This is a genomic window from Serratia sp. CY37869 (genome assembly GCF_052168895.1).
Classification (GTDB): Bacteria; Pseudomonadota; Gammaproteobacteria; order Enterobacterales; family Enterobacteriaceae; genus Serratia; species Serratia ureilytica.
In genome coordinates this window covers 1,812,662-1,834,554 of the sequence record NZ_JBJNLU010000001.1, presented here as the reverse complement: position 1 = coordinate 1,834,554, position 21,893 = coordinate 1,812,662, and the positions used below count along the sequence as shown (strand labels likewise).

At 58.3% G+C, this 21,893-nt stretch carries 23 protein-coding genes and 1 other annotated feature; of the genes, 14 read left to right on the top strand and 9 right to left on the bottom strand.

All coding sequences use genetic code 11. The features are described 5' to 3' along the window. Nucleotides 1-50: 50 nt before the first annotated feature. On the bottom strand, nucleotides 51-1,331 hold the full coding sequence (locus ACJ8J1_RS08760; RefSeq protein WP_033642863.1) for an HdeD family acid-resistance protein: 1,281 nt from the start codon (nucleotides 1,329-1,331) through the stop codon (nucleotides 51-53). 185 nt (nucleotides 1,332-1,516) lie between these two features. On the opposite strand from ACJ8J1_RS08760, the gene ACJ8J1_RS08755 reads away from it, so the two are divergent. Beyond that, nucleotides 1,517-2,077: a YniB family protein gene (locus ACJ8J1_RS08755; protein ID WP_025302601.1), complete on the top strand. Its 561-nt coding sequence runs from the start codon at nucleotides 1,517-1,519 to the stop codon at nucleotides 2,075-2,077. Nucleotides 2,078-2,112: 35 nt separating this feature from the next. Here ACJ8J1_RS08755 and ACJ8J1_RS08750 read toward each other — a convergent pair whose 3' ends face one another. From ACJ8J1_RS08750 to ghoS, 6 genes are all read right to left on the bottom strand, one after another. After that, nucleotides 2,113-2,982, bottom strand: a complete 870-nt coding sequence (locus ACJ8J1_RS08750) for a fructosamine kinase family protein (RefSeq protein ID WP_033642864.1) — start codon at nucleotides 2,980-2,982, stop codon at nucleotides 2,113-2,115. A gap of 240 nt (nucleotides 2,983-3,222) precedes the next feature. After that, nucleotides 3,223-4,077, bottom strand: coding sequence for a metal ABC transporter permease (locus tag ACJ8J1_RS08745; RefSeq protein WP_033642865.1), 855 nt, complete (start codon nucleotides 4,075-4,077; stop codon nucleotides 3,223-3,225). Continuing rightward, a complete protein-coding gene (gene yfeC / locus ACJ8J1_RS08740; RefSeq protein WP_016927980.1) occupies nucleotides 4,077-4,937 on the bottom strand; it encodes an iron/manganese ABC transporter permease subunit YfeC in 861 nt (286 codons plus the stop codon). The genes ACJ8J1_RS08745 and yfeC overlap by 1 nt, the downstream gene beginning before the upstream one ends. Next, entirely contained in the window at nucleotides 4,937-5,827 is an 891-nt protein-coding gene (locus ACJ8J1_RS08735; RefSeq protein WP_033642866.1) for a manganese/iron ABC transporter ATP-binding protein, read from the bottom strand. Before ACJ8J1_RS08735 ends, yfeC begins: the two co-directional genes overlap by 1 nt. Beyond that, nucleotides 5,824-6,768, bottom strand: coding sequence for a metal ABC transporter substrate-binding protein (locus ACJ8J1_RS08730; protein WP_033642867.1), 945 nt, complete (start codon nucleotides 6,766-6,768; stop codon nucleotides 5,824-5,826). Before ACJ8J1_RS08730 ends, ACJ8J1_RS08735 begins: the two co-directional genes overlap by 4 nt. Nucleotides 6,769-6,899: 131 nt before the next feature. Then, nucleotides 6,900-7,199 carry a type V toxin-antitoxin system endoribonuclease antitoxin GhoS gene (gene ghoS, locus ACJ8J1_RS08725; protein WP_033642868.1) on the bottom strand — a complete coding sequence of 100 codons (300 nt, stop codon included), beginning with the start codon at nucleotides 7,197-7,199 and terminating at the stop codon, nucleotides 6,900-6,902. A gap of 109 nt (nucleotides 7,200-7,308) precedes the next feature. Between ghoS and ACJ8J1_RS08720 the strand changes: the two genes are divergently transcribed. The 6 genes from ACJ8J1_RS08720 to ACJ8J1_RS08695 all read left to right on the top strand — a co-directional run bounded on the left by ACJ8J1_RS08720 (nucleotide 7,309) and on the right by ACJ8J1_RS08695 (nucleotide 14,963). After that, the gene (locus ACJ8J1_RS08720; protein ID WP_004931439.1) at nucleotides 7,309-7,974 is read left to right on the top strand and encodes a transglycosylase SLT domain-containing protein; all 666 of its coding nucleotides are present in this window, start codon (nucleotides 7,309-7,311) and stop codon (nucleotides 7,972-7,974) included. Nucleotides 7,975-8,278: 304 nt separating this feature from the next. Beyond that, a complete protein-coding gene (locus ACJ8J1_RS08715; RefSeq protein WP_033642869.1) occupies nucleotides 8,279-9,004 on the top strand; it encodes a gluconate 2-dehydrogenase subunit 3 family protein in 726 nt (241 codons plus the stop codon). Nucleotides 9,005-9,006: 2 nt separating this feature from the next. Continuing rightward, nucleotides 9,007-10,788, top strand: a complete 1,782-nt coding sequence (locus tag ACJ8J1_RS08710) for a GMC family oxidoreductase (protein WP_004931432.1) — start codon at nucleotides 9,007-9,009, stop codon at nucleotides 10,786-10,788. A gap of 12 nt (nucleotides 10,789-10,800) precedes the next feature. Then, nucleotides 10,801-12,138, top strand: coding sequence for a c-type cytochrome (locus ACJ8J1_RS08705; RefSeq protein WP_033642870.1), 1,338 nt, complete (start codon nucleotides 10,801-10,803; stop codon nucleotides 12,136-12,138). Between the two features lie 257 nt (nucleotides 12,139-12,395). Further along, nucleotides 12,396-13,679 (top strand): serine/threonine protein kinase, encoded by a 1,284-nt coding sequence (locus ACJ8J1_RS08700; protein ID WP_033642871.1) that lies wholly within the window; start codon nucleotides 12,396-12,398, stop codon nucleotides 13,677-13,679. A 150-nt stretch (nucleotides 13,680-13,829) separates the two neighbouring features. Beyond that, on the top strand, nucleotides 13,830-14,963 hold the full coding sequence (locus tag ACJ8J1_RS08695) for an ABC transporter substrate-binding protein (protein WP_033642872.1): 1,134 nt from the start codon (nucleotides 13,830-13,832) through the stop codon (nucleotides 14,961-14,963). A gap of 36 nt (nucleotides 14,964-14,999) precedes the next feature. Here ACJ8J1_RS08695 and ACJ8J1_RS08690 read toward each other — a convergent pair whose 3' ends face one another. Both ACJ8J1_RS08690 and ACJ8J1_RS08685 read right to left on the bottom strand, forming a co-directional pair. Then, a complete protein-coding gene (locus ACJ8J1_RS08690) occupies nucleotides 15,000-15,689 on the bottom strand; it encodes a MarC family NAAT transporter (protein WP_033642874.1) in 690 nt (229 codons plus the stop codon). A 107-nt stretch (nucleotides 15,690-15,796) separates the two neighbouring features. Next, a complete protein-coding gene (locus ACJ8J1_RS08685) occupies nucleotides 15,797-16,024 on the bottom strand; it encodes a hypothetical protein (RefSeq protein WP_033642875.1) in 228 nt (75 codons plus the stop codon). Nucleotides 16,025-16,247: 223 nt separating this feature from the next. On the opposite strand from ACJ8J1_RS08685, the gene ACJ8J1_RS08680 reads away from it, so the two are divergent. From ACJ8J1_RS08680 to pheM, 7 genes are all read left to right on the top strand, one after another. Next, nucleotides 16,248-17,297, top strand: a complete 1,050-nt coding sequence (locus ACJ8J1_RS08680) for a YrzE family protein (protein ID WP_033642876.1) — start codon at nucleotides 16,248-16,250, stop codon at nucleotides 17,295-17,297. A 239-nt stretch (nucleotides 17,298-17,536) separates the two neighbouring features. Then, the gene (locus tag ACJ8J1_RS08675) at nucleotides 17,537-18,160 is read left to right on the top strand and encodes a hypothetical protein (protein WP_103682015.1); all 624 of its coding nucleotides are present in this window, start codon (nucleotides 17,537-17,539) and stop codon (nucleotides 18,158-18,160) included. A 218-nt stretch (nucleotides 18,161-18,378) separates the two neighbouring features. After that, nucleotides 18,379-20,307: a threonine--tRNA ligase gene (gene thrS, locus ACJ8J1_RS08670; RefSeq protein ID WP_025159696.1), complete on the top strand. Its 1,929-nt coding sequence runs from the start codon at nucleotides 18,379-18,381 to the stop codon at nucleotides 20,305-20,307. 3 nt (nucleotides 20,308-20,310) lie between these two features. Then, nucleotides 20,311-20,862 carry a translation initiation factor IF-3 gene (gene infC / locus ACJ8J1_RS08665; RefSeq protein ID WP_048233542.1) on the top strand — a complete coding sequence of 184 codons (552 nt, stop codon included), beginning with the start codon at nucleotides 20,311-20,313 and terminating at the stop codon, nucleotides 20,860-20,862. A 98-nt stretch (nucleotides 20,863-20,960) separates the two neighbouring features. After that, nucleotides 20,961-21,158 (top strand): 50S ribosomal protein L35, encoded by a 198-nt coding sequence (rpmI, locus tag ACJ8J1_RS08660; RefSeq protein ID WP_004931418.1) that lies wholly within the window; start codon nucleotides 20,961-20,963, stop codon nucleotides 21,156-21,158. A 43-nt stretch (nucleotides 21,159-21,201) separates the two neighbouring features. Further along, the gene (gene rplT / locus ACJ8J1_RS08655; protein ID WP_004931417.1) at nucleotides 21,202-21,558 is read left to right on the top strand and encodes a 50S ribosomal protein L20; all 357 of its coding nucleotides are present in this window, start codon (nucleotides 21,202-21,204) and stop codon (nucleotides 21,556-21,558) included. 113 nt (nucleotides 21,559-21,671) lie between these two features. Further along, nucleotides 21,672-21,794 (top strand) — a sequence feature (Phe leader region). Then, nucleotides 21,676-21,720, top strand: coding sequence for a pheST operon leader peptide PheM (gene pheM, locus ACJ8J1_RS08650; RefSeq protein ID WP_121626058.1), 45 nt, complete (start codon nucleotides 21,676-21,678; stop codon nucleotides 21,718-21,720). (Overlaps the previous feature by 45 nt.) Nucleotides 21,795-21,893: the final 99 nt, after the last annotated feature.

Genomic DNA, 21,893 nt, shown 5'->3' with positions numbered 1-21,893 from the left:
TGCCGGCGCGGGTGAATGTGCCCGACACTTTATCATCGCCGGTGACGAGACTAAAACCTTTGCCTGCGCGTTTGGCTTTTGCCAAAACGCAGGATATTCCACACCTCGCGCAATTTCAGCCACCAGCGCTGGTGTTGACGCTCGGTGACCTGTTGCAACATGCGTGCGTAGTCCAGCACCAAACCCGGCGTCCAGGTCATGCTTTCGCCGCGGCTGCGCAGTACCGCCAGCATCCACAGGTTGGGATCGAGCACCAGCAACAGAAAGCGGCGCCACAGATGTTTATCGCCCAGCACGCCTTCCAACGCGCTGTCGAGCGCGCCGATGACCGTGGTGGAGCAGTTGCGCCGGGTCAGATTGTAGGTGGCGTCCTGCCGATAACGCAGCCAGAATGCGCGCAGCGCCGCCGGGTTATAGCGGTAGAATTGAATTTTCTTGTCCGGGGGGCACCAGGCGGCGATCTCGCCCGCCAGGTCGGGCAGGAAACGCCCGTCGACGTTGTTCTGTTCGCCGGCATGCAACAACTGGCGGAAATCCTGAACGGAATGGCTGATGTCGTTGAGCGGGTAGTGACTGATATACACATCCGGCGCGAGCGCCAGGGCGGCGTGACCGGTGGAGATATTGCCGCCGCCGTCGACCGCCGCGATGTATCGGTCGACGATGTAACGCCGGCGCGGATCTTTAGCCGCACCAATCGGTGTCCAGACATACACCGTGAGCGGCGCAGTCTCATCCTCCGGGTGCGGTGGCTGCCGCTCGGGGTGCTGATTCAGAGAGAAGCTTGTCAGTCTCCGGGCGATACGCAATAAGGCCCAACCGGAAAGCACCATCATCACGCCGAGGCAAAAGGGCACCGTCATCCGATGCGGCGCCGGCCAGCCGACAAAAATCATCAACGAAAGCAGGATCTCGCCGCTGCCCGCCAGCGCCACGCCTTTCCATCGACTGTGTTGAATCACCGTGGAGGAGGCGATGCGCACGGCGCCGTCAAGCAGCAGCGCGCTGCCAAACACCACGGTGGCGACGATGTTATCGTCTGCGGGCACGTCCAGCATTAAAAAGGCCATAAAGACAAAACCCAATCCTTTCAGCAGCACCGGCCTGCTGGCCGAAGAGCCGATCACCAGCGCGGCGGATACCGCCACCAACCCCTCCAGCGCCAGGATGACCGCCAGGGCATCCAGCGCCAGCACCGACCGGCCATCCTGCAGGATGTCGAACAGCATCAGCGCCCCTGCGGCTATCCACAGCCAACCGAACAGCACCAACAGACGGCGCTGACCGTGCAGCGCCTGCGCGCCCAGCAATAAGATAATCAGTCGAATCATGGCGGCCTCTGCCCGAATGGATAACGTTATCTCTTCAATGATAGTGTGCCGGCGCGGTTAAGTTTTTGATTTCGACTAATTCGGCTAAGCTTGTAGCACAGCGGGAGTGAAGAAAACGGTGGGCGAGTTTCGCCAACAGCAGGTAGACTTAGCCGATTCGGTTACGTCGCTAACAAGGGGAACACATGACGTATCAACAGGCCGGGCGTCTCGCCATTTTGAAACGCATTCTCGGATGGGTGGTTTTTATCCCGGCGTTGCTGTCGACGCTGATTTCCGTGCTGGGTTTTATCTATCAGCACAGTGAAAAAACCAAGGGCATCAACGCGGTGATGCTGGATTTCGTCCACGTGATGGTGGACATGGTGCGTTTCAACACGCCGTTCCTGAACCTTTTCTGGTACAACTCACCGGTGCCCGACGTGGATAAAAGCCTGTTCAGCGGCGCCAATCTGATGTTCATCATCATCTATATTCTGATCTTCGTCGGGCTGGCGCTGCAGGCTTCCGGCGCGCGCATGTCGCGTCAGGTCAAGTTCATCCGCGAAGGGTTGGAAGACCAGATGATCCTGGAGCAGGCCAAGGGCAGCGAAGGGCACACGCGCCAACAGCTTGAGGAGCGCATTACGCTGCCGCACCACACCATCTTCCTGCAGTACTTCCCGCTGTACATCCTGCCGATCGTGATTGCGGTGATCGCCTGGTTCGTGATCCGCCTGTTGGGGCAGTTGGCCGGCGCGGCCTGAACCATGAACGGGGCGCCGCTCGGCGCCCCGGAACGTTATGACGCTTCGGGCTGCAACAGCGCCTCCACCGCGCGTTGGGCAGCCACCAAATGCTGGCCGCCGAACAGATTGCTGCGGTTGAGCAGGTAGTACAGCTGATACAGCGGCTGGCGTTCGATAAATCCGGCCCCCAGCGGCCACACGCTCTGATAGCCGTCGTAGATCTGCGGCGGCAGCTCCGGATACAGCGGCAGCATCGCCAAATCGCACTCTCTGTCGCCCCAGTAGCTGGCCGGATCGAACAGTATCGGCCCGTTGGCGGTCATCGCGCAGTTGCCCGGCCACAGGTTGCCGTGCAGCAGGGAAGGCTGCGGCTGGTGGTGCTGCAAGCGCAGATACACCCGATCGACGATGTCGTCGATGTCGCCGAAGGTCATGCCTTTTTCCGCCGCCAGCTGCAGCTGCCAGCCGATGCGCTGCTCGGCGAAGAATTCCGACCAGCGGCGTTGCCAGGCGTTGGGTTGCGGGGTGGTGGTCAGATCGCTGTCGAAGTCGAGACCGAACTGCGGTTGCTCGCTCCACTGGTGCAGATGCGCCAGTTGTTGCCCCAGGCAGTAGGCGCCATGGGCGTCGAGGGGTTTCAACTGCTGATACTCCAGCAGCAGGAAGCTGTAGTCGCGATCGCTGCCGACGCCGTACACTTCCGGCACCCGCACGCTTTTGCTGCGCGCCAGCAGCGCCAGCTGATCGGCCTCGGCGGTGAATATCGGCAGTTGTTCACGGGCGTCGCATTTCACGAACACCTCGTTGTCACCGTAACTCACGCGCCACGCCGGGTGAATGTCGCCCCCGGGCAGTTCAATCCTTTCGCGTATCTCTGCGCTGCCAAGATGTTCACTTAACAGACGGCTAACGGCTTGCCACATGGTATTTCCCCCTCTGTGCTGCCTGATAATTCATTAGGTTAGCGTCTTTCCCGTGGTGAAAACACGACGCGGCGCACAGCCGGCGTCAAAGGCGGCGATTTTTTCAGCATCCCGCCAGCTCACAGTATATACCCTATTGATTAATTTAAGCGCAATACCGGTTGCAACTTGATGACAACGGATAAGGGGGCAGAGGAAACAGGATGCGGCGGAGAGCGCCGCCGCATCAGAGGAGGGCGTTTAACTGTCGCCCAGGGCGGTTTGGTTACGCTGTAACGGACGCAGTTTACCGTACAGTAAGGCGATAACGAACAGCACGGCCTGTACAATGACGATGCAGGGCCCGGTTGCGCCGTCGATGTGGAAACTGATCAGCGTGCCGAGCACGCAAGAGAACACCGACACCACCGTCGCCACCATCAGCATGCGATCGAAGCGGCGGCACAGCATAAAGGCGATGATGCCGGGGGCGATCAGCATGGCGATCACCAGGATCACCCCCACAGCCTGCAGCGAGGCGACGATGGTCATCGCCAGCAGACACAGCAGCCCGTAGTGCAGCAGCTTGACCGGCAGGCCAATCACTCGGGCGTGGTGCGGGTCGAAACAGTACAGCATGAAGTCTTTGCGCTTGAGCAACACCACCGCCAGGGTGAAGCCGGCGATCAGCAGGGTTTGCTTCAGCTCGCCGTCGGTGATGCCCAGCATGTTGCCGAACAGAATGTGGCTCAGGTGCTGGTCGGTGTCGATGCGCGAGAACAGCACCAGGCCGAAGGCGAACATGCCGGAGAAAACGATGCCCATCACCGTGTCTTCTTTCACCCGGCTGTTCTCTTTCAGGTAGCCGGTGGCCACCGCGCAGAAGATGCCGGAGAGGAAGGCGCCGATCGCCAGCGGAATGCCGATGACGAACGCCACTACGATGCCGGGCAAGACGGCGTGCGAGATGGCGTCGCCCATCAGCGACCAGCCCTTGAGCACCAGATAGCAGGAGAGCACGGCGCATACCACGCCGGTGACGATGGCGGCGACGATCGCCCGCTGCATGAACGGGTAGGCGAAGGGTTCGCTGAGCAGTTGGTAGAGCGTGTCCATCAGCGGCCTCCGGTTGGTGACTGTGCTACGCGACGTTTTGCCGCCAGCAGGCCGTGTTTCGGCGCGAAGCAGAACGCCGCCAGGAACACCAGCGTTTGCAGGGTGACGATCACCCCGCCGGTGGCGCCGTCGAGGAAGAAACTCAGGTAGGCGCCGATGCCGCTGGTCAATGCGCCGATGATGATGGCGATGATCACCAGCCGGCTGAAGCGGTCGGTCAGCAGATAGGCGGTGGCGCCCGGCGTGATCACCATGGCGATCACCAAAATGGCGCCGACGGTTTGCAGTGCGGCGACGGTGCAGGCGCTGAGCAGGGTGAAGAACAGGATCTTCAGCTTCAGCGGCGACAGGCCGATCGACACCGCGTGGCTTTCGTCAAAGAACACCGCCAGCAGATCTTTCCACACCAGGCACAGGATCAGCAGCGAAACGCCGATGATGATTTCCACCTGCAGCACGTCTTCGTCGGCGATGCCGAGGATATTGCCGAAGATGATCGACTGTACGTTGACCGAGGTGGGGTTGAGCGACACGATCAGCAGGCCGACGGCAAAGAAGGTGGAGAAGATAAAGCCGATGATGGCGTCTTCGCGCAGCCGGGTGATGTGGCGCACCAGCGTCATCGCCAGCGCCGCCAGCATGCCGGTGAAGAAGGCGCCGGCGGCGTAGGGCAGGCCGAGGGCATAGGCGCCGGCCACGCCGGGCACCACCGAGTGCGACAGCGCATCGCCCATCAGCGACCACCCTTTCAGCATCAGGTAGGCGGACAGAAACGCGCAGGCGGCGCCGACGATGGCGCTGACCCAGATGGCCTTCACCATGTAGTTATAACTGAAAGGTTGCAGCAGAAGGTCCAGCATCAGGATTGTTTCTCCCTGGCCTGACTGTTGGCAGGCGGATCGCTCTTGGTGTGGCCATAGAACACCGCCGGGCGTTCATCGTCGGTCAACACCGTGACGGTGCGCGGATCGTTGTCGTCGTGCAGATCCGGGCCGGAGAGGTTGATATGGCGCAGCACGCCGCCGAACGCCAGCTCCAGATTACTCTGGGTGAAGGTGGTTTCGGTCGGGCCGGCGGCTAACACCGTGCGGTTGATGAGGATCACCCGATCGCAGAACTCCGGCACGCTGCCGAGGTTATGGGTGGAAACCAGGATTAAATGCCCCTCGTCGCGCAGCGAGCGCAGCAGATCGATAATGGCATTCTCGGTTTTCACATCCACGCCGGTGAAAGGCTCATCCAGCAGCAGCACCGTGCCCTGCTGCGCCAGGGCGCGCGCCAGAAACACGCGCTTCTTCTGACCGCCGGAGAGTTCGCCGATCTGCCGGCCGCGCAGCTCGCTGAGGCCGACGCGCTCCAGCGCCTTGTCGACCCGCAAGCGATCCTCGCGCGACGGAATGCGCAGGAAATTCATCTTGCCGTAGCGGCCCATCATCACCACGTCTTCCACCAGCACCGGGAAGTTCCAGTCGACGTCTTCGGTTTGCGGCACGTAGGCGATCAGGTTCTTTTTCAGCGCGTCCGCCACCGGTTTGTCGCTCAGCGACACCCGGCCGCTGGTGGGCTTGACCAGCCCCATGATGCTTTTGAACAGCGTCGATTTACCGCTGCCGTTAACGCCCACCAGCGCGCAGATAGAACCGCCGCTCAGGGTAAAACTGGCGTTATGAATGGCGGTGTGCCCGTTGTTGTAGGTCACGGTGACGTCGTCCACGCTCAATTCAGGGCGGACAAACAGCTCATGGGTCATTGATCGAATCCTTTGGCGATGGTTTGCACGGTGGTGTTAAGCAGATCGATATAGGTCGGCACCGGGCCATCGCGGGTGGACAGCGAGTCCACGTACAACACGCCGCCGTATTTGGCGCCGGTCTCTTTCGCCACCTGCCTGGCCGGCTTGTCGGAAATGGTGCTCTCGCTGAACACCACCGGAATATGGTGGGCGCGCACCGCGTCGATCACCCGGCGGACCTGTTGCGGCGAGCCTTGCTCATCGGCGTTGATCGGCCACAGATAGACTTCTTTCAGCTGATAGTCCTGCGCCAGGTAGCTGAAGGCGCCTTCACTGGTCACCAGCCAACGCTGCGCGGCCGGAATGCGCGCCAGGCGTTCGCGCAGCGGAGCGTCCAGCGCGCCGATTTTCTCTGCGTAGGCCTTGGCGTTGCGGTTGTAGGTTTCCGCATTGGCCGGATCGTGCGCCACCAGCGCTTTACGGATGTTTTCGATATATACCAGCGCGTTGCTCGGTGACATCCAGGCATGCGGGTTCGGGTTGCCGTTATAGGGCCCTTCACGGATCGGCAGCGGGGTGATGCCTTCGGTCACGACCGCCGCCGGCACCTGCTTGATGTTCTCGAAGAAGCGCTGGAACCAGCGTTCCAGGTTCATGCCGTTCCACAGGATCAGGTCGGCGTGCTGCGCTTTGACGATATCGCGCGGGGTGGGCTGGTAATCGTGGATCTCGGCGCCCGGTTTGGTGATGGATTCCACGACGGCGGCGTCACCCGCCACGTTCTGGGCGATATCCTGAATGATGGTGAAAGTGGTCACCACGCGCAGCTTTTTTTCCGCCAGCGCGGGTTGGCTGACCAGAGCGGCGCCGAGCAGCAAACAGGCGAGCGTGAAGGGGCGTAACAGTGCGGCAGCGCGGGGAGGGCGACTGCGACGAAAAGCGCAAGTTATCAATGGCATGATGACGTCTCCTGGTTCAAATGAAAATGATTATCAATATCAATTGAAGCGAAGTCAAGCGTCACTTGCCCACCGCCGGCGGGGCTATTTCTCCAACTGAAAAATAATTCCGTCCGGGGAGTTATAGCATTTTATGTATCAGTATGTAACCGCTGAAGGTAGTCCTTACAGGTGCAGATCGCCACCTCCGGCTGTTTTCCCAACGCCAACTGCCCGAACCCCTGCGCAAGTCGCTGCACATCCTCTTGATCCAGAACGGTTATGAACGCAAAACTGTTGCTGCCGAGCTCATGATGAACGCCATTTTCGTCTGTCACCGACGTGACAAAACCTTCACGGGTCAATTGCCCGGTCAGCTTGGCCAGGTCGGTCAGTCCCGCTTCCTGATAGCGAAAAGTCACCACAAAGCAGCTTGTTGCAGATTGACTCATAAATCACCTCTTGGTATATGGATAGCTTGAGATTAGTCCAAAAAATTACTGCAGGTGTCCTTACAAGTTGTATATGCTACGCAACTCATTGAAAGGAGTGAGGGATTCTGTGAAAACAAAAATAGGTTGCCTTACGGCAATTTTGCTTTTGTCGGGGTGCGCCAAAGACCCGCAAACGGCGAGCAATATTTCAGGCAGTGGCACAACGCGCGGCGGTTGGTTAAAACCCCCTCCGCAGGCACCGGTAAACCGCACAGGCACCCCGGTTGCTTATAACGATTACATTCGTCAGGCCGCCAGCAACTACGGCGTCGACGAAACGCTGATTAAAGCGATTATTCAGGTGGAGTCCGGGTTTAACCCGAACGTGGTCAGCACCTCGAACGCAGTGGGATTGATGCAGCTGAAGGCTTCTACCGCCGGCCGCGACGCCTATCGCATGAAAGGACGAAGCGGGCAACCCAGCTCGCGTGAGCTGAAGGATCCGGCGGTCAATATTGATCTGGGAACGGCCTATATCAATATTCTTCAAAGCCAGCAGCTAGCCGGGATCAACAACCCACAGACTTTGCGTTACGCCACCATCGTTTCGTATGTGAACGGGGCGGGCGCCATGTTGCGCACTTTCTCCTCGGACAAGCGCGTGGCGGTTAATCGCATCAATCAGATGAGTCCGGATGAGTTTTATCAGCACATCCAGAAAAAGCACCCGGCACCGCAGGCGCCGCGCTATTTATGGAAAGTGACCACCGCTTATCAGGCGATGTCGCAATAATCCCATCCTTTGAATCGGCCGCCGAACGCGGCCGATTTTGTTTTCGGCGTCAGTTTTTAGCGCGACCCGCCTCTCATTTTTCGTTATTTCCTCATCGCTTATCAGAAAAACCGCACAAAAAGTTAAATTTACGTTAGCAGATAAATCTTTACGTTCATTCAATAAGTTACCGGTAACATTTTTGCTTTTGCTCGCATTCTGACCTTCAATAAATAGACAAATAAGTAACAAATTATTTTAAAAACCCGTATCGATCGCAAGGTTGCGGTTAAATAGTTGTGACTATCTTTGGATGGAATGTGACATGTCGAATCATAAAACCAACAATTCGCGGCGCGATTTCTTGTTGAAATCGATGACCTTAATTCCTGCGGCGGTAATTGGTGGCAGCGGCGTTGGCGCGCTGACGGCCCCAGCACCAGCGGTCGCTGCCTCGAACACTTCAACGCAGAACGATTACCAACCGACCTTTTTCACCCCGGAAGAGTGGGCCTTCATCAAGGCCGCCGTCGCGCGCCTGATCCCGGCCGACGAACGCGGCCCTGGCGCGCTGGAAGCCGGCGTGCCGGAGTTTATCGATCGCCAGATGAACACGCCGTACGCCACCGGTTCCATCTGGTACATGCAGGGGCCGTTCAACCCCGATGTGCCGAAGGAGATGGGCTACCAGCTGCCGCTGGTGCCCAAGCAAATCTACAACCTCGGCATCCATGACGCCGACGCCTACAGCAAGAAAACCGCCGGCAAGCCTTTCGCCGAACTGGATGGCGCGCAGCAAGACGCCCTGCTGCAAAAGTTCGAGTCCGGCGAGGCGGAGTTCCAGCAACTGCCGTCGAAACTGTTCTTCTCCTATCTGCTGCAAAACACCCGTGAAGGTTTCTTCAGCGATCCGATCCATGGCGGCAACAAAGACATGGTTGGCTGGAAGCTGATTAATTTTCCGGGCGCGCGCGCCGATTTTATGGACTGGGTTGAGCGAGGGGAGCGTTATCCCTTCCCGCCGGTCTCGATTCGTGGGGAGAGGGGCTAACCATGGCAACGGTAATGAAAAAAGTAGACGCGGTGATCGTCGGCTTCGGCTGGGTGGGCGCGATCATGGCCAAAGAGCTGACCGAGGCCGGCCTCAACGTGGTGGCGCTGGAGCGCGGCCCGATGCGCGACACCTACCCGGACGGTTCTTATCCGCAGGTGATCGACGAGCTGACCTATAACATTCGACGCAAGCTGTTCCAGGATCTGTCGAAAAGCACCGTCACCATTCGCCACAACAGCAGCCAGACCGCGGTGCCTTATCGCCAGCTGGCGGCGTTCCTGCCGGGCACCGGCGTCGGCGGCGCCGGTCTGCACTGGTCGGGCGTGCATTTCCGCGTCGATCCGATCGAACTGCGCATGCGCAGCCATTATGAAGAGCGCTACGGCAAAAACTTCATTCCGAAGGACATGACCATCCAGGACTTCGGCGTGACCTACGACGAGCTGGAACCGTTCTTCGACAAAGCGGAGAAAGTGTTCGGCACCTCCGGCACCGCCTGGACCATCAAAGGGCAGAAAGTGGCGCAGAAGGGCGGCAACCGCTTTGCGCCGGATCGCTCCGACGACTTCCCGCTGCCGGCGCAGAAAAACACCTACTCCGCCCAGCTGTTCGAGAAAGCGGCGCTGGAGGTGGGTTACCACCCTTACAACCTGCCGTCCGCCAACACCTCGGACTCTTACACCAACCCGTACGGCGCGCAGATGGGTCCGTGCAACTTCTGCGGTTTCTGCAGCGGCTACGCCTGCTACATGTATTCCAAAGCCTCGCCGAACGTCAACATCTTGCCGGCGCTGCGCATGGAGAAACGCTTCGAGCTGCGCACCAACGCCAACGTGCTGAAGGTCAACCTGACTGATGACAAGTCCCGCGCCACCGGCGTGAACTACGTCGATGCGCAGGGCCGTGAGATTGAACAGCCGGCCGACCTGGTGATCCTGGGCGCGTTCCAGTTCCACAACGTGCACCTGATGCTGCTGTCCGGCATCGGCAAGCCTTACGATCCGGTGACCGGCGAAGGCGTGGTCGGGCGCAACTTCGCCTACCAGAACATGACCACCATCAAGGCGTTCTTTGATAAAGACGTCTTCACCAACCCGTTCATCGGCGCCGGCGGCAACGGCGTGGGCGTGGATGACTTCAACGCCGACAACTTCGATCACGCCAAAGAAGGCTTCGTCGGCGGTTCGCCGTTCTGGGTCAACCAGGCGGGCACCAAGCCGATCTCCGGCCTGCCGACCCCGCCGGGTACCCCGGCCTGGGGCAGCAAGTGGAAAGCGGCGGTGGCGGATGCCTACACCCACCACGTCTCGATGGATGCCCACGGCGCGCACCAGTCGTACCGCAACAACTATCTGGATCTCGATCCCAACTACAAGAACGTGTTCGGCCAGCCGCTGCTGCGCATGACGTTCGACTGGCAGGAAAACGACATCAAGATGGCGCAGTTCATGTACGACAAGATGGCGCCGATCGCCAAGGCGATGAACCCGAAACTGATCGCCGGCAGCCCGAAAAACGCCAACAGCCACTTCGATACCACCAGCTACCAGACCACCCACATGAACGGCGGTGCGGTGATGGGGGAAGATCCGAAGACCAGCGCGGTCAACCGCTATCTGCAGAGCTGGGATGTGCATAACGTGTTCTCGATCGGCGCATCGGCCTTCCCGCAAGGGCTGGGCTACAACCCGACCGGCACCGTGGCGGCGCTGGCTTATTGGTCTGCCCGCGCCATTCGCGAGCAGTATCTGAAAAACCCAGGCCCATTGGTGCAGGCATAAGGACGGCGAACGATGAAAGCATTTGTACCGGCACTGGTTCTCAGTGCAGTGAGTTTCTCCGTTTGGGCGCAGGACGCCACCGTCAGCAGCGAGCTGATCAAGCGCGGCGAGTACCTGGCGCGCGCCGGTGACTGCGTGGCCTGCCATACCGATGGCAAGAACGGCAAGACCTTCGCCGGCGGCCTGGCGATGGAGACGCCGATCGGCACTATCTACTCGACCAACATTACGCCGGACAAGAAAACCGGCATCGGCGATTACAGCTTCGAGGATTTCGACAACGCGGTGCGTAAGGGCGTAGCCAAAAACGGCAGCACCCTGTACCCGGCGATGCCGTACCCGTCGTTCGCGCTGGTGAAAGAGGACGACATGCGCGCCATGTATGCCTATTTCATGCACGGCGTGCAGCCGGTGGAGCAGGCCAACAAGGACTCCGACATCCCGTGGCCGCTGTCGATGCGCTGGCCGCTGAGCATCTGGCGCGGCATGTTTGCGCCGTCGCCGGCGGATTTTGTCGCCGACGCCAAGGCCGATCCGGTGATTGAGCGCGGTCGCTACCTGGTGGAAGGCCTGGGCCACTGCGGCGCCTGCCATACCCCGCGCAGCATCACCATGCAGGAGAAAGCGTTGAGCAACAGCGAAAGCGACGACTACCTGTCCGGGAGTAACGCGCCGATCGACGGGTGGGTGGCTTCCAGCCTGCGCGGCGATCGCAAGGACGGCCTGGGCAGCTGGAGCGAAGCCGAGCTGACCGAGTTCCTGAAAACCGGCCGTAACGACAAAGCCATCGTGTTCGGCGGCATGAGCGACGTCGTGGAGCACAGCCTGCAATACCTGAGCGACGACGATCTGACCGCCATCGCGCGCTACCTGAAATCGCTGCCGCCGAAAGACGGCAAGCAGCAGGCGGCGCCGGTCGAAGACAGCGTGGCCAAGGATCTGTGGCGCGGGAATGACAGCAAGCCCGGCGCGGCCCTGTATGTTGATAACTGCGCGGCCTGCCACCGTACCGACGGCGTGGGCTACAAGCGCGCCTTCCCGTCGCTGAAGGGCAATCCGGTGGTGCAGACCGAGGACGCGACTTCGCTGATCCATATCGTGCTGACCGGCAACACCACGCCGGCGGTGCAGGGCGCGGTGTCCAACATCACCATGCCGCCGTTTGGCTGGCGTTTGAACGATCAGCAGGTGGCGGACGTGGTGAACTTCATCCGCTCCAGCTGGGGCAACAGCGCCAAACCGGTGAGCGCCTCCGACGTGGCCGACGTGCGTAAAGACCGCTCGATGATCCGCGATGAGAAGGAGATGGGCAGCGCCGAGGTGCCGGACCATCCGGACGCGAAGAAGTAAACCGCTTAAGGGCTCCGCAAGGGGCCCTTAGTTTTTCCTGCCTGCGCCGTTTTTTTCAGCATTTCCTGTTCGCAAATCGTTCGTTCGGCCGATAAAACATAGACCCGCAGCGGATTTTTCATTATCCTTTGCCGTCCTTTCATCAGGCGTAAGTATGAAATATCGCTTTAATTCACTGATTACTATTAAAAAATTCGCGGAGAAGGATATCCCGTTAGGCGCAATCGTTGGCGCCGCAGATTAAGGTAGACTGTCTCATGAGTACGATTTCTCCCGATTCAGGCACGCTGACGGCCGCTCAGCCTGCCAAATGGAACAAAACCGACACCGTCTGGATGTTCGGTCTCTATGCGACTGCGGTGGGCGCAGGTACGTTGTTCTTGCCGATCAACGCCGGCCTGAACGGCCCGCTGGTGCTGCTGTTGATGGCGCTGTTCGCTTTCCCGCTGACCTATTTGCCGCACCGCGCGCTCAGCCGCTTCGTGCTTTCCGGCTCCAGCCGCGACGGCAACATTCACGATGTGGTGGTGGAACACTTCGGCGTGCTGGCCGGCAAAATCATCATGGTGCTGTATCTGATGGCGTTCTTCCCGATCGTGCTGGTGTACAGCATTTCGATCACTAACGCGCTGGACAGCTTCCTGATCCATCAGTTCCACGTGGCGCCGCTGCCGCGCATCTGGCTGAGCCTGGCGGTGGTGGTGGTGCTCAATCTGGTGCTGCTGCGCGGCAAAGACAGCATCGTGGCGGCAATGGGCATGCTGGTGTTCCCGCTGCTGGTGTTCCTGATGGGCATTTCGCTGTACCTGATGCCGAGCTGGAATACCGCCAACTTCGTTAATGGCCTGGCCGCCACCCGCTTCGACACGCCGGGGCTGTGGCATTCGCTGTGGCTGGCGGTGCCGGTGATGGTGTTCTCCTTCAGCCATGCGCCAATCATCTCCTCCTTCGCCTCGACGCAGAAGAGCCTGTATGGCGACAAGGCGGAACGCCGCTGCGCGCGCATCATGCGCTACAGCTATGTGCTGATCTGCGTTACCGTGCTGTTCTTCGTGTTCAGCTGCGTGCTGAGCCTGTCCCATGAAGACATGCAGCAGGCCAAAGATCAGAACATCACGGTGCTGACCACCCTGGCCAACAAGTTTTCCAACCCGCTGATCGCCTATCTCGGCCCGGTGATGGCGATGCTGGCAATGGCTAAATCCTATCTCGGCACCTCGCTGGGGGTGACGGAAGGGGCGACCAGCCTGATCGACGGCGTTACGCGCGCGGTCGGCAAACCGCTCAGCTCGCGTATGACGCACCGAATCTCGGCGGTGGCGCTGTTCCTGCTGACCTGGGCGGCGACGGTGTGGAACCCCAGCGCGCTGCACATCATTGAAACCATCAGCGGCCCGCTGATTGCGGCGATCCTGTTCATCCTGCCGATGTACGCCGTGCGTGCGGTGCCGGCCATGCGCCAATATCGCGCGGCGAGCAACGTCTTCGTGCTGGTGATGGGGCTGATCGCGCTCTCGGCGCTGATCTACGGCCTGATGTGATCCCCTGGGCGCGCCGGCTCCGGCGCGCCTCTTATCCTTCCTTTACACATCCCTTTGCAATTAATCGCCGGCATGCCGGGCGTTATCTTTGATAATGCAAGCCATTCTCATTAGTATTTCCTGAATGTATTCATGACTAAGGAGTCTTTCGTGCACCGTCGAATCACTTTGCCGGCGCTGGTTTGCGCCGCCTTACTCGCCTCTCCGGCGATGGCCACTACCTATCCGTTGACCCTGACCGACACCTCCGGCCAGACGGTCACCCTCCCGCAGGAGCCGAAACGCATCGTGGTGCAGGACGGGCGCGACATTCTCACGCTGGCGCTGCTCGATCGCGCCAACCCGTTCGGCCGGCTGGTGGCCTGGAATAACCTGCTGAAGAAAAGCGACGCGGCGACCTGGGAAATCTTGCAGAGCAAATGGCCGGCGGCGAAAAACATCATCGATATGGGCTTCAGCGACAAGGGTGAAGTGAATCTGGAGAGCGTGATCGCCAAGCGCCCCGATCTGATGATCGCCCAGCTGCGCTCCAAACCTTCGCTGAGCCAAACCGGCGTGCTGGATAAGCTGAAGGCGCTGAACGTGCCGGTGTTGTTTATCGATACCATGCTCAAGCCGGTGGAAAACACGCCGAAAAGCGTGACGCTGCTGGGGGAAACCCTCAACCGCGAAAGCGAAGCCAAGCAATATACCGATTATTATCAGCAGCATTATCAGGCCATTCTGGCCAAAACGCAGGCGGTGGCACCCAAACCGTTGGTGTTCTTCGAAGCCAAGGCCGGCCTGAACGGACTGGAATCCTGCTGCTTCACCCATGCGCACGTCGGCTGGGGCGCGTTGGTCGAAGCGGTCGGCGCGCGCAACATCGGTTCTGCGCTGCTGCCGGGCGCGACCGGCGACGTGGCGCTGGAAAAAGTGATCAGCATGAAACCGGATGCCTACATCGTTTCCGGCTCGCAGTGGGCCAGCAAGACCAACGCCGCGGTGCCGTTCGGCTATGGCGTGACGCAGCAGCAGGTGGATGAGGCCTTCAACCGCATGAAGCAGCGCCCGGGGTTCTCGCAGGTGTCGGCGGTGAAGGAAGGGCGGTTCTACGGCATCTACCATAACTTCTACAACCACCCGTACAACATCGTCGGGTTGGAGTATCTGGCGAAGTTTATCTATCCGGCGCAGTTCCCGGATTTGGATCCGGCCAAGACCTACAGCGAGATCCTCAGTCGCTTTACCGAAGTGCCGGAAGGCAAGGGCATTTTGGGCGCGCAGGCGCCGGCGGGGAAATAACGGCAACGGGCGCGATGTCGCGCCCGTTTTTCATGGTCAGGCGGCGGTCGGTGTATAGGTGGAGATGATCTCCAGCACGCCGTTGATGATGAACTGAACGCCCATGCACACCAGCAGGAAACCCATCAGGCGCGAGATCGCCTCGATGCCGCTTTTTCCCACCAACCGCATGATGGCGCCGGAACTGAGCAGGCAGGCCCACAGGATCACCGCGACCGTCAGGAAGATGGCCACCGGCGCCACGGCCAACACCCAGGGTTCAAAGCCCAGCGAATTCGCTTTGACGCTCGACGCCGAGCTGATGATCATCGCGATGGTGCCCGGCCCGGCGGTGCTCGGCATGGCCAGTGGCACGAAGGCGATGTTGGCCGACGTCTTGTGGCGCAGCTCGTGCGACTTGCTCTCCACCTCCGGCGCGTCTTCGGGGCTCTGCTGCGGGAACAGCATGCGAAAACCGATGAAGGCGACGATCAGGCCGCCGGCGATGCGCAGGCCGGGGATCGAAATGCCGAAGGTGTTCATCACCACCTGCCCGGCGTAAAACGCCACCGTCATGATGCAGAACACATAAACCGAGGCCATCAGCGACTGCTGATTACGCTCTTCGCGCGTCATATTGCCGGACAACCCGAGCAGCAACGCCACCGTGGTCAGCGGGTTGGCCAGCGGCAACAGCAGCACCAAACCCAGTCCGATGGCCTGGAATAACTGCAAAATACCCGTCATAAGATAGACTCCCTGTGCAACGTTCAAGCCGCCAAACGGCGGCCCATGAGCTGAACAGCCTAGCCTGCCGTACGCCTGGCGGCAATGGGGATAGCTCGTAACGTTAATTAACCGTCGGCCCGGGCGTTCAGCGTCGCCAGCCGGCGAAATTCGTCGGCGGGAGCCTCATCGTCATCGCCGCACTCGCCGGCGAGCTCAGGTTCATCCTCACACCCCAGCGGCGCCTCGTTGACCCCAATCGCGCGCGGCACCGAACGTGCGCCAAAATGCACCAGCCCATATAACGTCGCCAATGCCGCGCACGCCACGATGAGGGCTGCGAGTAACCGGTTCATGTTGTGCGCTAAGACCTTGTTCATTGGTGGATAGCGTAAGAATAGTGACGCTAAGGCGGTCTGTCAGCGTAGCGCCGCTGAAAGTAAACGCACGTCTGAAGTCATTATCATTAATTATTTTTAACTGTTTTCACCCTTTAACCGCCTGATTGATGAAGCGAGTCTATAATGGTAAGGCTTTCTGGCATTTCTTTATAATCGAAAACTTAAAAGGAGTTTTACTATGGAAGTGGCAAAAGAATGGGTAGCGGCGAAAAAAATCTCCTGGGGCAGCGTCATCGGCGGCGTGATCACCGTATTGGCTGTTTCACTGTTGCTGTCGACGTTAGGCACCAGTCTTGGATTCTCCATCGTGGATCCGACATCAGACGATCCGATAAACGGCGCCGGTACCACCGTAGTGATTTGGTCCGCTGTTTCAATCATTATTAGTTTGGCCGCCGGCGCTTTTATTGCCGGGCGTTTGGCTGCTAATGACGGACTTATTCATGGCTTCCTGGTATGGGCGACCTCACTGATTGTGGCGGCGGTGCTGGGGGGGATGCTGGTCGGGTCTGCCGTGAAGGCGACCGGCAATGCGCTGGGCGCTATCGCTTCGACCTCCGGCAGCTTGCTCTCCGGCGCCGGTTCAGCGATTGGCAAAGGGGCATCCGGATTGGCGGACGCCGGCGGTAAAGTGTTTGACAAGTTGGGCATTGACACAACCTTGGAACCTGAACAGTTGCAAGGCGATGTGGTTACGGCGCTTAAAAAAAGCGGTATCCCGTCATTACAGCCTGAATTCATGCAACAGCAGTTGAATGCGGCCAAAACTGATTTGGCGGACGCAGTAAAAGCTCTGGCACTTCAGCCTGACAATAGCGACGCCATTATTAATCAACTGGTCGCCAAGCTTAAAAAACAGGGTGAGGCCATCTCGCAAGATGTGGATCAAGACGCCCTGAAAAAGGCCTTGGCGGAAAATACCGATATGACGCCGCAGGAAGTGGACCAGACGGTGAAGAATTTGGTCGAAGCCAAAAATAAAACTGCCCAGCTGGTTAATCAGCGTTTGGATGACGCCGAAGCAAAAATCAATCAGGCAAAACAGGAGTATGTGGAGCTGAAACAGAAGGCGCGCGAGCAGGCTGCCGCTGCTGCGGACGAATTGTCGCGGGCCGCATTGTGGTCGTTCTTTGCGCTGTTGATTGGCGCAGTGGTCAGTGCGTTGGCCGGCTTGTGGGGCGTTAACACCAATGTCCGCCGTATCGCGGTATCACCTGCGCAGGCGTAATCTTCAGGCTCCTTTGCGCGTCTCGATGATATAGGGATGAGAGCCTGGAATACTGACGACGATGAAGTGACTGCCAGGAAAGACTGGCCTCACCCCGGCCCAGGTGCCGGGGTTTTTTATTGTTTCGGCGTAATTAACGACCACCTTTCGCGCGGCGCAGGGCATTAGGCATCAATTGCCACGATCCCTGAGAACAGGTGGATACCATAGATGCGCTGTAAATAATAATGAGTGTGATTATGAAACAAGAACTGCATATTTTACTGGGGAAAATCGGCGCATTCGCGCTTTCCGCCGCCTTCATGGGGGCATTGGTCGGCCTGGTGTTTATCGATGTGCACTGGCTGCATAACTTCGTGCATGAAACCTCGTTGACCGAAGCGGCGCAGGAGCTGTTGCTGCTTGCCATCTCCGGCGGTTTCTTCGCCGCGGCTCGGCGACAGGCCGAGCGTCGTTCCGCCTGGCTGCTGGTTGGCGGCTTCTTTCTCTGCATGCTGATCCGCGAGATGGACTTCGCTTTCGATGCGTTGTGGCACGGCGCCTGGGTGTGGTTCGCGCTGGCGGTCGCCTTGGCCTGTCTGTGGCATGCCGCAAGGCATATTGCGGCTACGGCGCGCGGCCTGGTCTATATCGTGTCGCACCCCGGCTACGGCATGATGTGCGCCGGCCTGCTGTGCATCCTGGTGTTTTCACGCCTGTTCGGCATGAGCGCGCTGTGGCAAACGCTGATGCTGGACGGTTACAACCGGGTGGTGAAAAACATGGTGGAAGAGGGATGCGAACTGCTGGGCTACGGCCTGTGCCTGCTGGCCACCCTTAGCTACCTGAAAGGCGTGTTTGCGCCGGATAGAGCGAAAGCGTGAGGGCGGCGGCGCTTTATTTATCCGGAACAATTTTAGTGATACTATTCGCTTAGCCGAATGCGGCTGAGAAGGTATGCGTTCCATTCTGTATACCCAGTGAGGTTTCAATCTGGCAATTGTGGGCGAGATCTGAAACCTGGCTGACCAAACCCAAAATCCAATTTTCGTACTGCATGTGATCTGTCGTGTGGGTCACCACTGTAGATAAGGAATTATTAATGCCTGTTATTACCCTTCCTGACGGAAGTCAGCGTCATTTCGATCACCCCGTTTCCCCGATGGATGTCGCGCGCGATATCGGCCCTGGCCTGGCGAAAGCCTGTATCGCCGGCCGTGTCAACGGCGAGCTGGTCGACGCCGGCGATCTGATCGAATCAGATGCGCAGCTGGCCATCATCACCATCAAAGACGAAGACGGTCTGGAAATCATGCGCCACTCCTGTGCGCACCTGCTGGGTCATGCGATCAAGCAGCTGTGGCCGGATACCAAAATGGCGATCGGTCCGGTGATCGACAACGGTTTCTATTATGACGTGGATATCGACCGCACCCTGACGCAGGAAGACCTGGATCTGCTGGAAAAGCGGATGCACGAGTTGGCCGATAAGGATTACGACGTCATCAAGAAGAAGGTCAGCTGGCAAGAAGCCCGCGACACCTTCGCTGAGCGCGGCGAAATCTATAAAGTGGCGATCCTGGATGAGAACATCAGCCATGACGATCGTCCGGGCCTGTATCACCACGAAGAATACGTCGACATGTGCCGCGGTCCGCACGTGCCGAACATGCGTTTCTGCCACCATTTCAAACTGCAGAAAACCTCCGGCGCTTACTGGCGCGGCGACAGCAAAAACAAAATGCTGCAGCGTATCTACGGTACCGCCTGGGCAGACAAGAAGCAGCTGAACGCCTACCTGCAACGCCTGGAAGAAGCGGCCAAGCGCGATCACCGCAAGATCGGCAAACAGCTCGACCTGTATCATATGCAGGAAGAAGCGCCGGGCATGGTGTTCTGGCACAACGACGGTTGGACTATCTTCCGCGAGCTGGAAGCCTTCGTGCGCATGAAGCTCAAAGAGTACCAGTACCAGGAAGTGAAAGGTCCGTTCATGATGGACCGCGTGCTGTGGGAAAAAACCGGCCACTGGGAAAACTACAAAGACGCCATGTTCACCACCGCGTCGGAAAACCGCGAATACTGCATCAAGCCGATGAACTGCCCGGGTCACGTGCAGATCTTCAACCAGGGCCTGAAGTCGTACCGCGATTTGCCGCTGCGCATGGGCGAATTCGGCAGCTGCCACCGCAACGAGCCTTCGGGTTCCCTGCACGGCCTGATGCGCGTGCGCGGCTTCACGCAGGATGACGCCCACATCTTCTGTACCGAAGAGCAGGTGCGCGCCGAAGTGAACGAATGCATTCGCATGGTCTATGACGTGTACGGCACTTTCGGCTTCGACAAGATCGCCGTCAAGCTGTCCACGCGCCCGGAAAAACGCATCGGCACCGACGACATGTGGACCCGTGCGGAAGAAGACCTGGCCGCCGCGCTGACCGAGAACGGCATTCCGTTCGAGTACCAGCCGGGCGAGGGCGCCTTCTACGGACCGAAAATTGAATTTACCCTGCATGATTGTTTGGATCGCGCATGGCAATGTGGTACCGTGCAGCTCGATTTCTTCTTGCCGGGCCGTTTGGGCGCATCGTACGTTGGCGAAAACAACGATCGCGTCGTGCCGGTAATGATTCACCGCGCCATTTTGGGCTCCATGGAACGCTTCATCGGTATCCTTACCGAAGAATATGCCGGGTTCTACCCGACCTGGATCGCTCCGGTGCAGGTGGTGGTGATGAATATCACCGACAGCCAGTCTGATTACGTCCAGCAATTGACCAAAAAACTGCAGGATGCAGGTATTCGCGTGAAAGCGGACTTGAGAAATGAGAAGATTGGCTTTAAAATTCGCGAACATACTTTACGTCGAGTCCCTTACATGTTGGTGTGCGGTGACAAAGAGGTCGAAGCAGGCAAAGTTGCCGTTCGTACCCGCCGTGGCAAAGACTTGGGAAGCCTGGACGTAAACGAAGTCGTAGACAAGCTGCTGAAAGAGATTCGCAGCCGTAGTCTTCATCAACTGGAGGAATAAAGTATTAAAGGCGGAAAACGAGTTCAACCGGCGCGTCCTAATCGCATTAACAGAGAAATTCGCGCGCAAGAAGTTCGCCTAACCGGCGTCGATGGCGAGCAGATTGGTATTGTCAGTCTGAATGAAGCTCTTGAAAAAGCTGAGGAAGCGGGCGTTGATTTAGTAGAAATCAGCCCAAATGCCGAACCGCCAGTTTGCCGAATCATGGATTACGGCAAATTCCTCTACGAGAAGAGCAAGTCGACGAAAGAACAGAAGAAGAAGCAAAAAGTTATCCAGGTTAAGGAAATCAAATTCCGTCCTGGCACCGATGATGGCGACTATCAGGTCAAACTACGCAACCTGATTCGCTTTCTGGAAGATGGCGATAAAGCCAAAATCACCCTGCGTTTCCGCGGGCGTGAGATGGCGCACCAGCAGATCGGCATGGAAGTGCTTAACCGCGTCCGTAAAGACCTGTGTGAAGATATGGATCTGGCAGTGGTCGAGTCCTTCCCTACGAAGATCGAAGGCCGCCAGATGATTATGGTGCTCGCTCCTAAGAAGAAACAGTAAGGCTTACAAGTAATGGAACCCGCGCGGCGCTTGCGCTGTGTGGGTTTTATTCGCCCAACTGATTCGTTGTTTAACAATGCGAAGTGGATTTAATTAAAATGCCAAAGATTAAAACTGTACGTGGTGCAGCCAAGCGCTTCAAAAAAACCGGCAGCGGTGGTTTTAAGCGTAAACATGCCAACCTGCGTCATATTCTGACCAAAAAAGCAACCAAGCGTAAACGTCACCTGCGTCCGAAAGGCATGGTGTCTAAAAACGATCTGGTCCTGGTTACCGCGTGCCTGCCGTACGCATAAGCCATTTTTTTTGAATTTAGAATAAGACTTTAGGAGAGAGCATATGGCTCGCGTAAAACGTGGTGTAATTGCACGCGCACGTCACAAGAAAATCATGAAGCAGGCGAAAGGTTACTACGGTGCCCGTTCGCGCGTATATCGTGTTGCCTTCCAGGCAGTAATCAAAGCAGGTCAGTATGCTTACCGTGACCGTCGTCAACGTAAGCGTCAGTTCCGTCAGCTGTGGATTGCACGTATCAACGCAGCTGCTCGTCAGAACGGTCTGTCTTACAGCAAGTTCATCAACGGCCTGAAAAAAGCCTCGATCGAAATTGACCGTAAGATCCTGGCTGACATCGCAGTCTTCGACAAAGTGGCCTTCGGCGCACTGGTTGAGAAAGCGAAAGCAGCTCTGGCGTAAGTCAGTAGAAGAGGGAGCTTGCTCCCTCTTTTAATCTTTGTTTTCAGCGACAAATATTGACTTTCATTGCCCGCCGCTATATCACTGGTGGACAATCATCGACAAGGTACCGCAATCATGCACGCAGCTATTTTTCGTTTCTTTTTTTACTTTAGCGCCTGACTTCAGGAGGCTTTGCGCGTAAGAAAAGAAACGAAAAGTAGCGCCTAAGCCTCCCTCGTGGAGGCTTTTTTGTTTTTGGCCATCGTCCCGCCTTGCAAAGCGTTGCGGTGAGAACGGCGGGTACTCAGCCGGCCCTGTGCCGCGCAGGTGAGCCATCCGGCCGACAACGCATT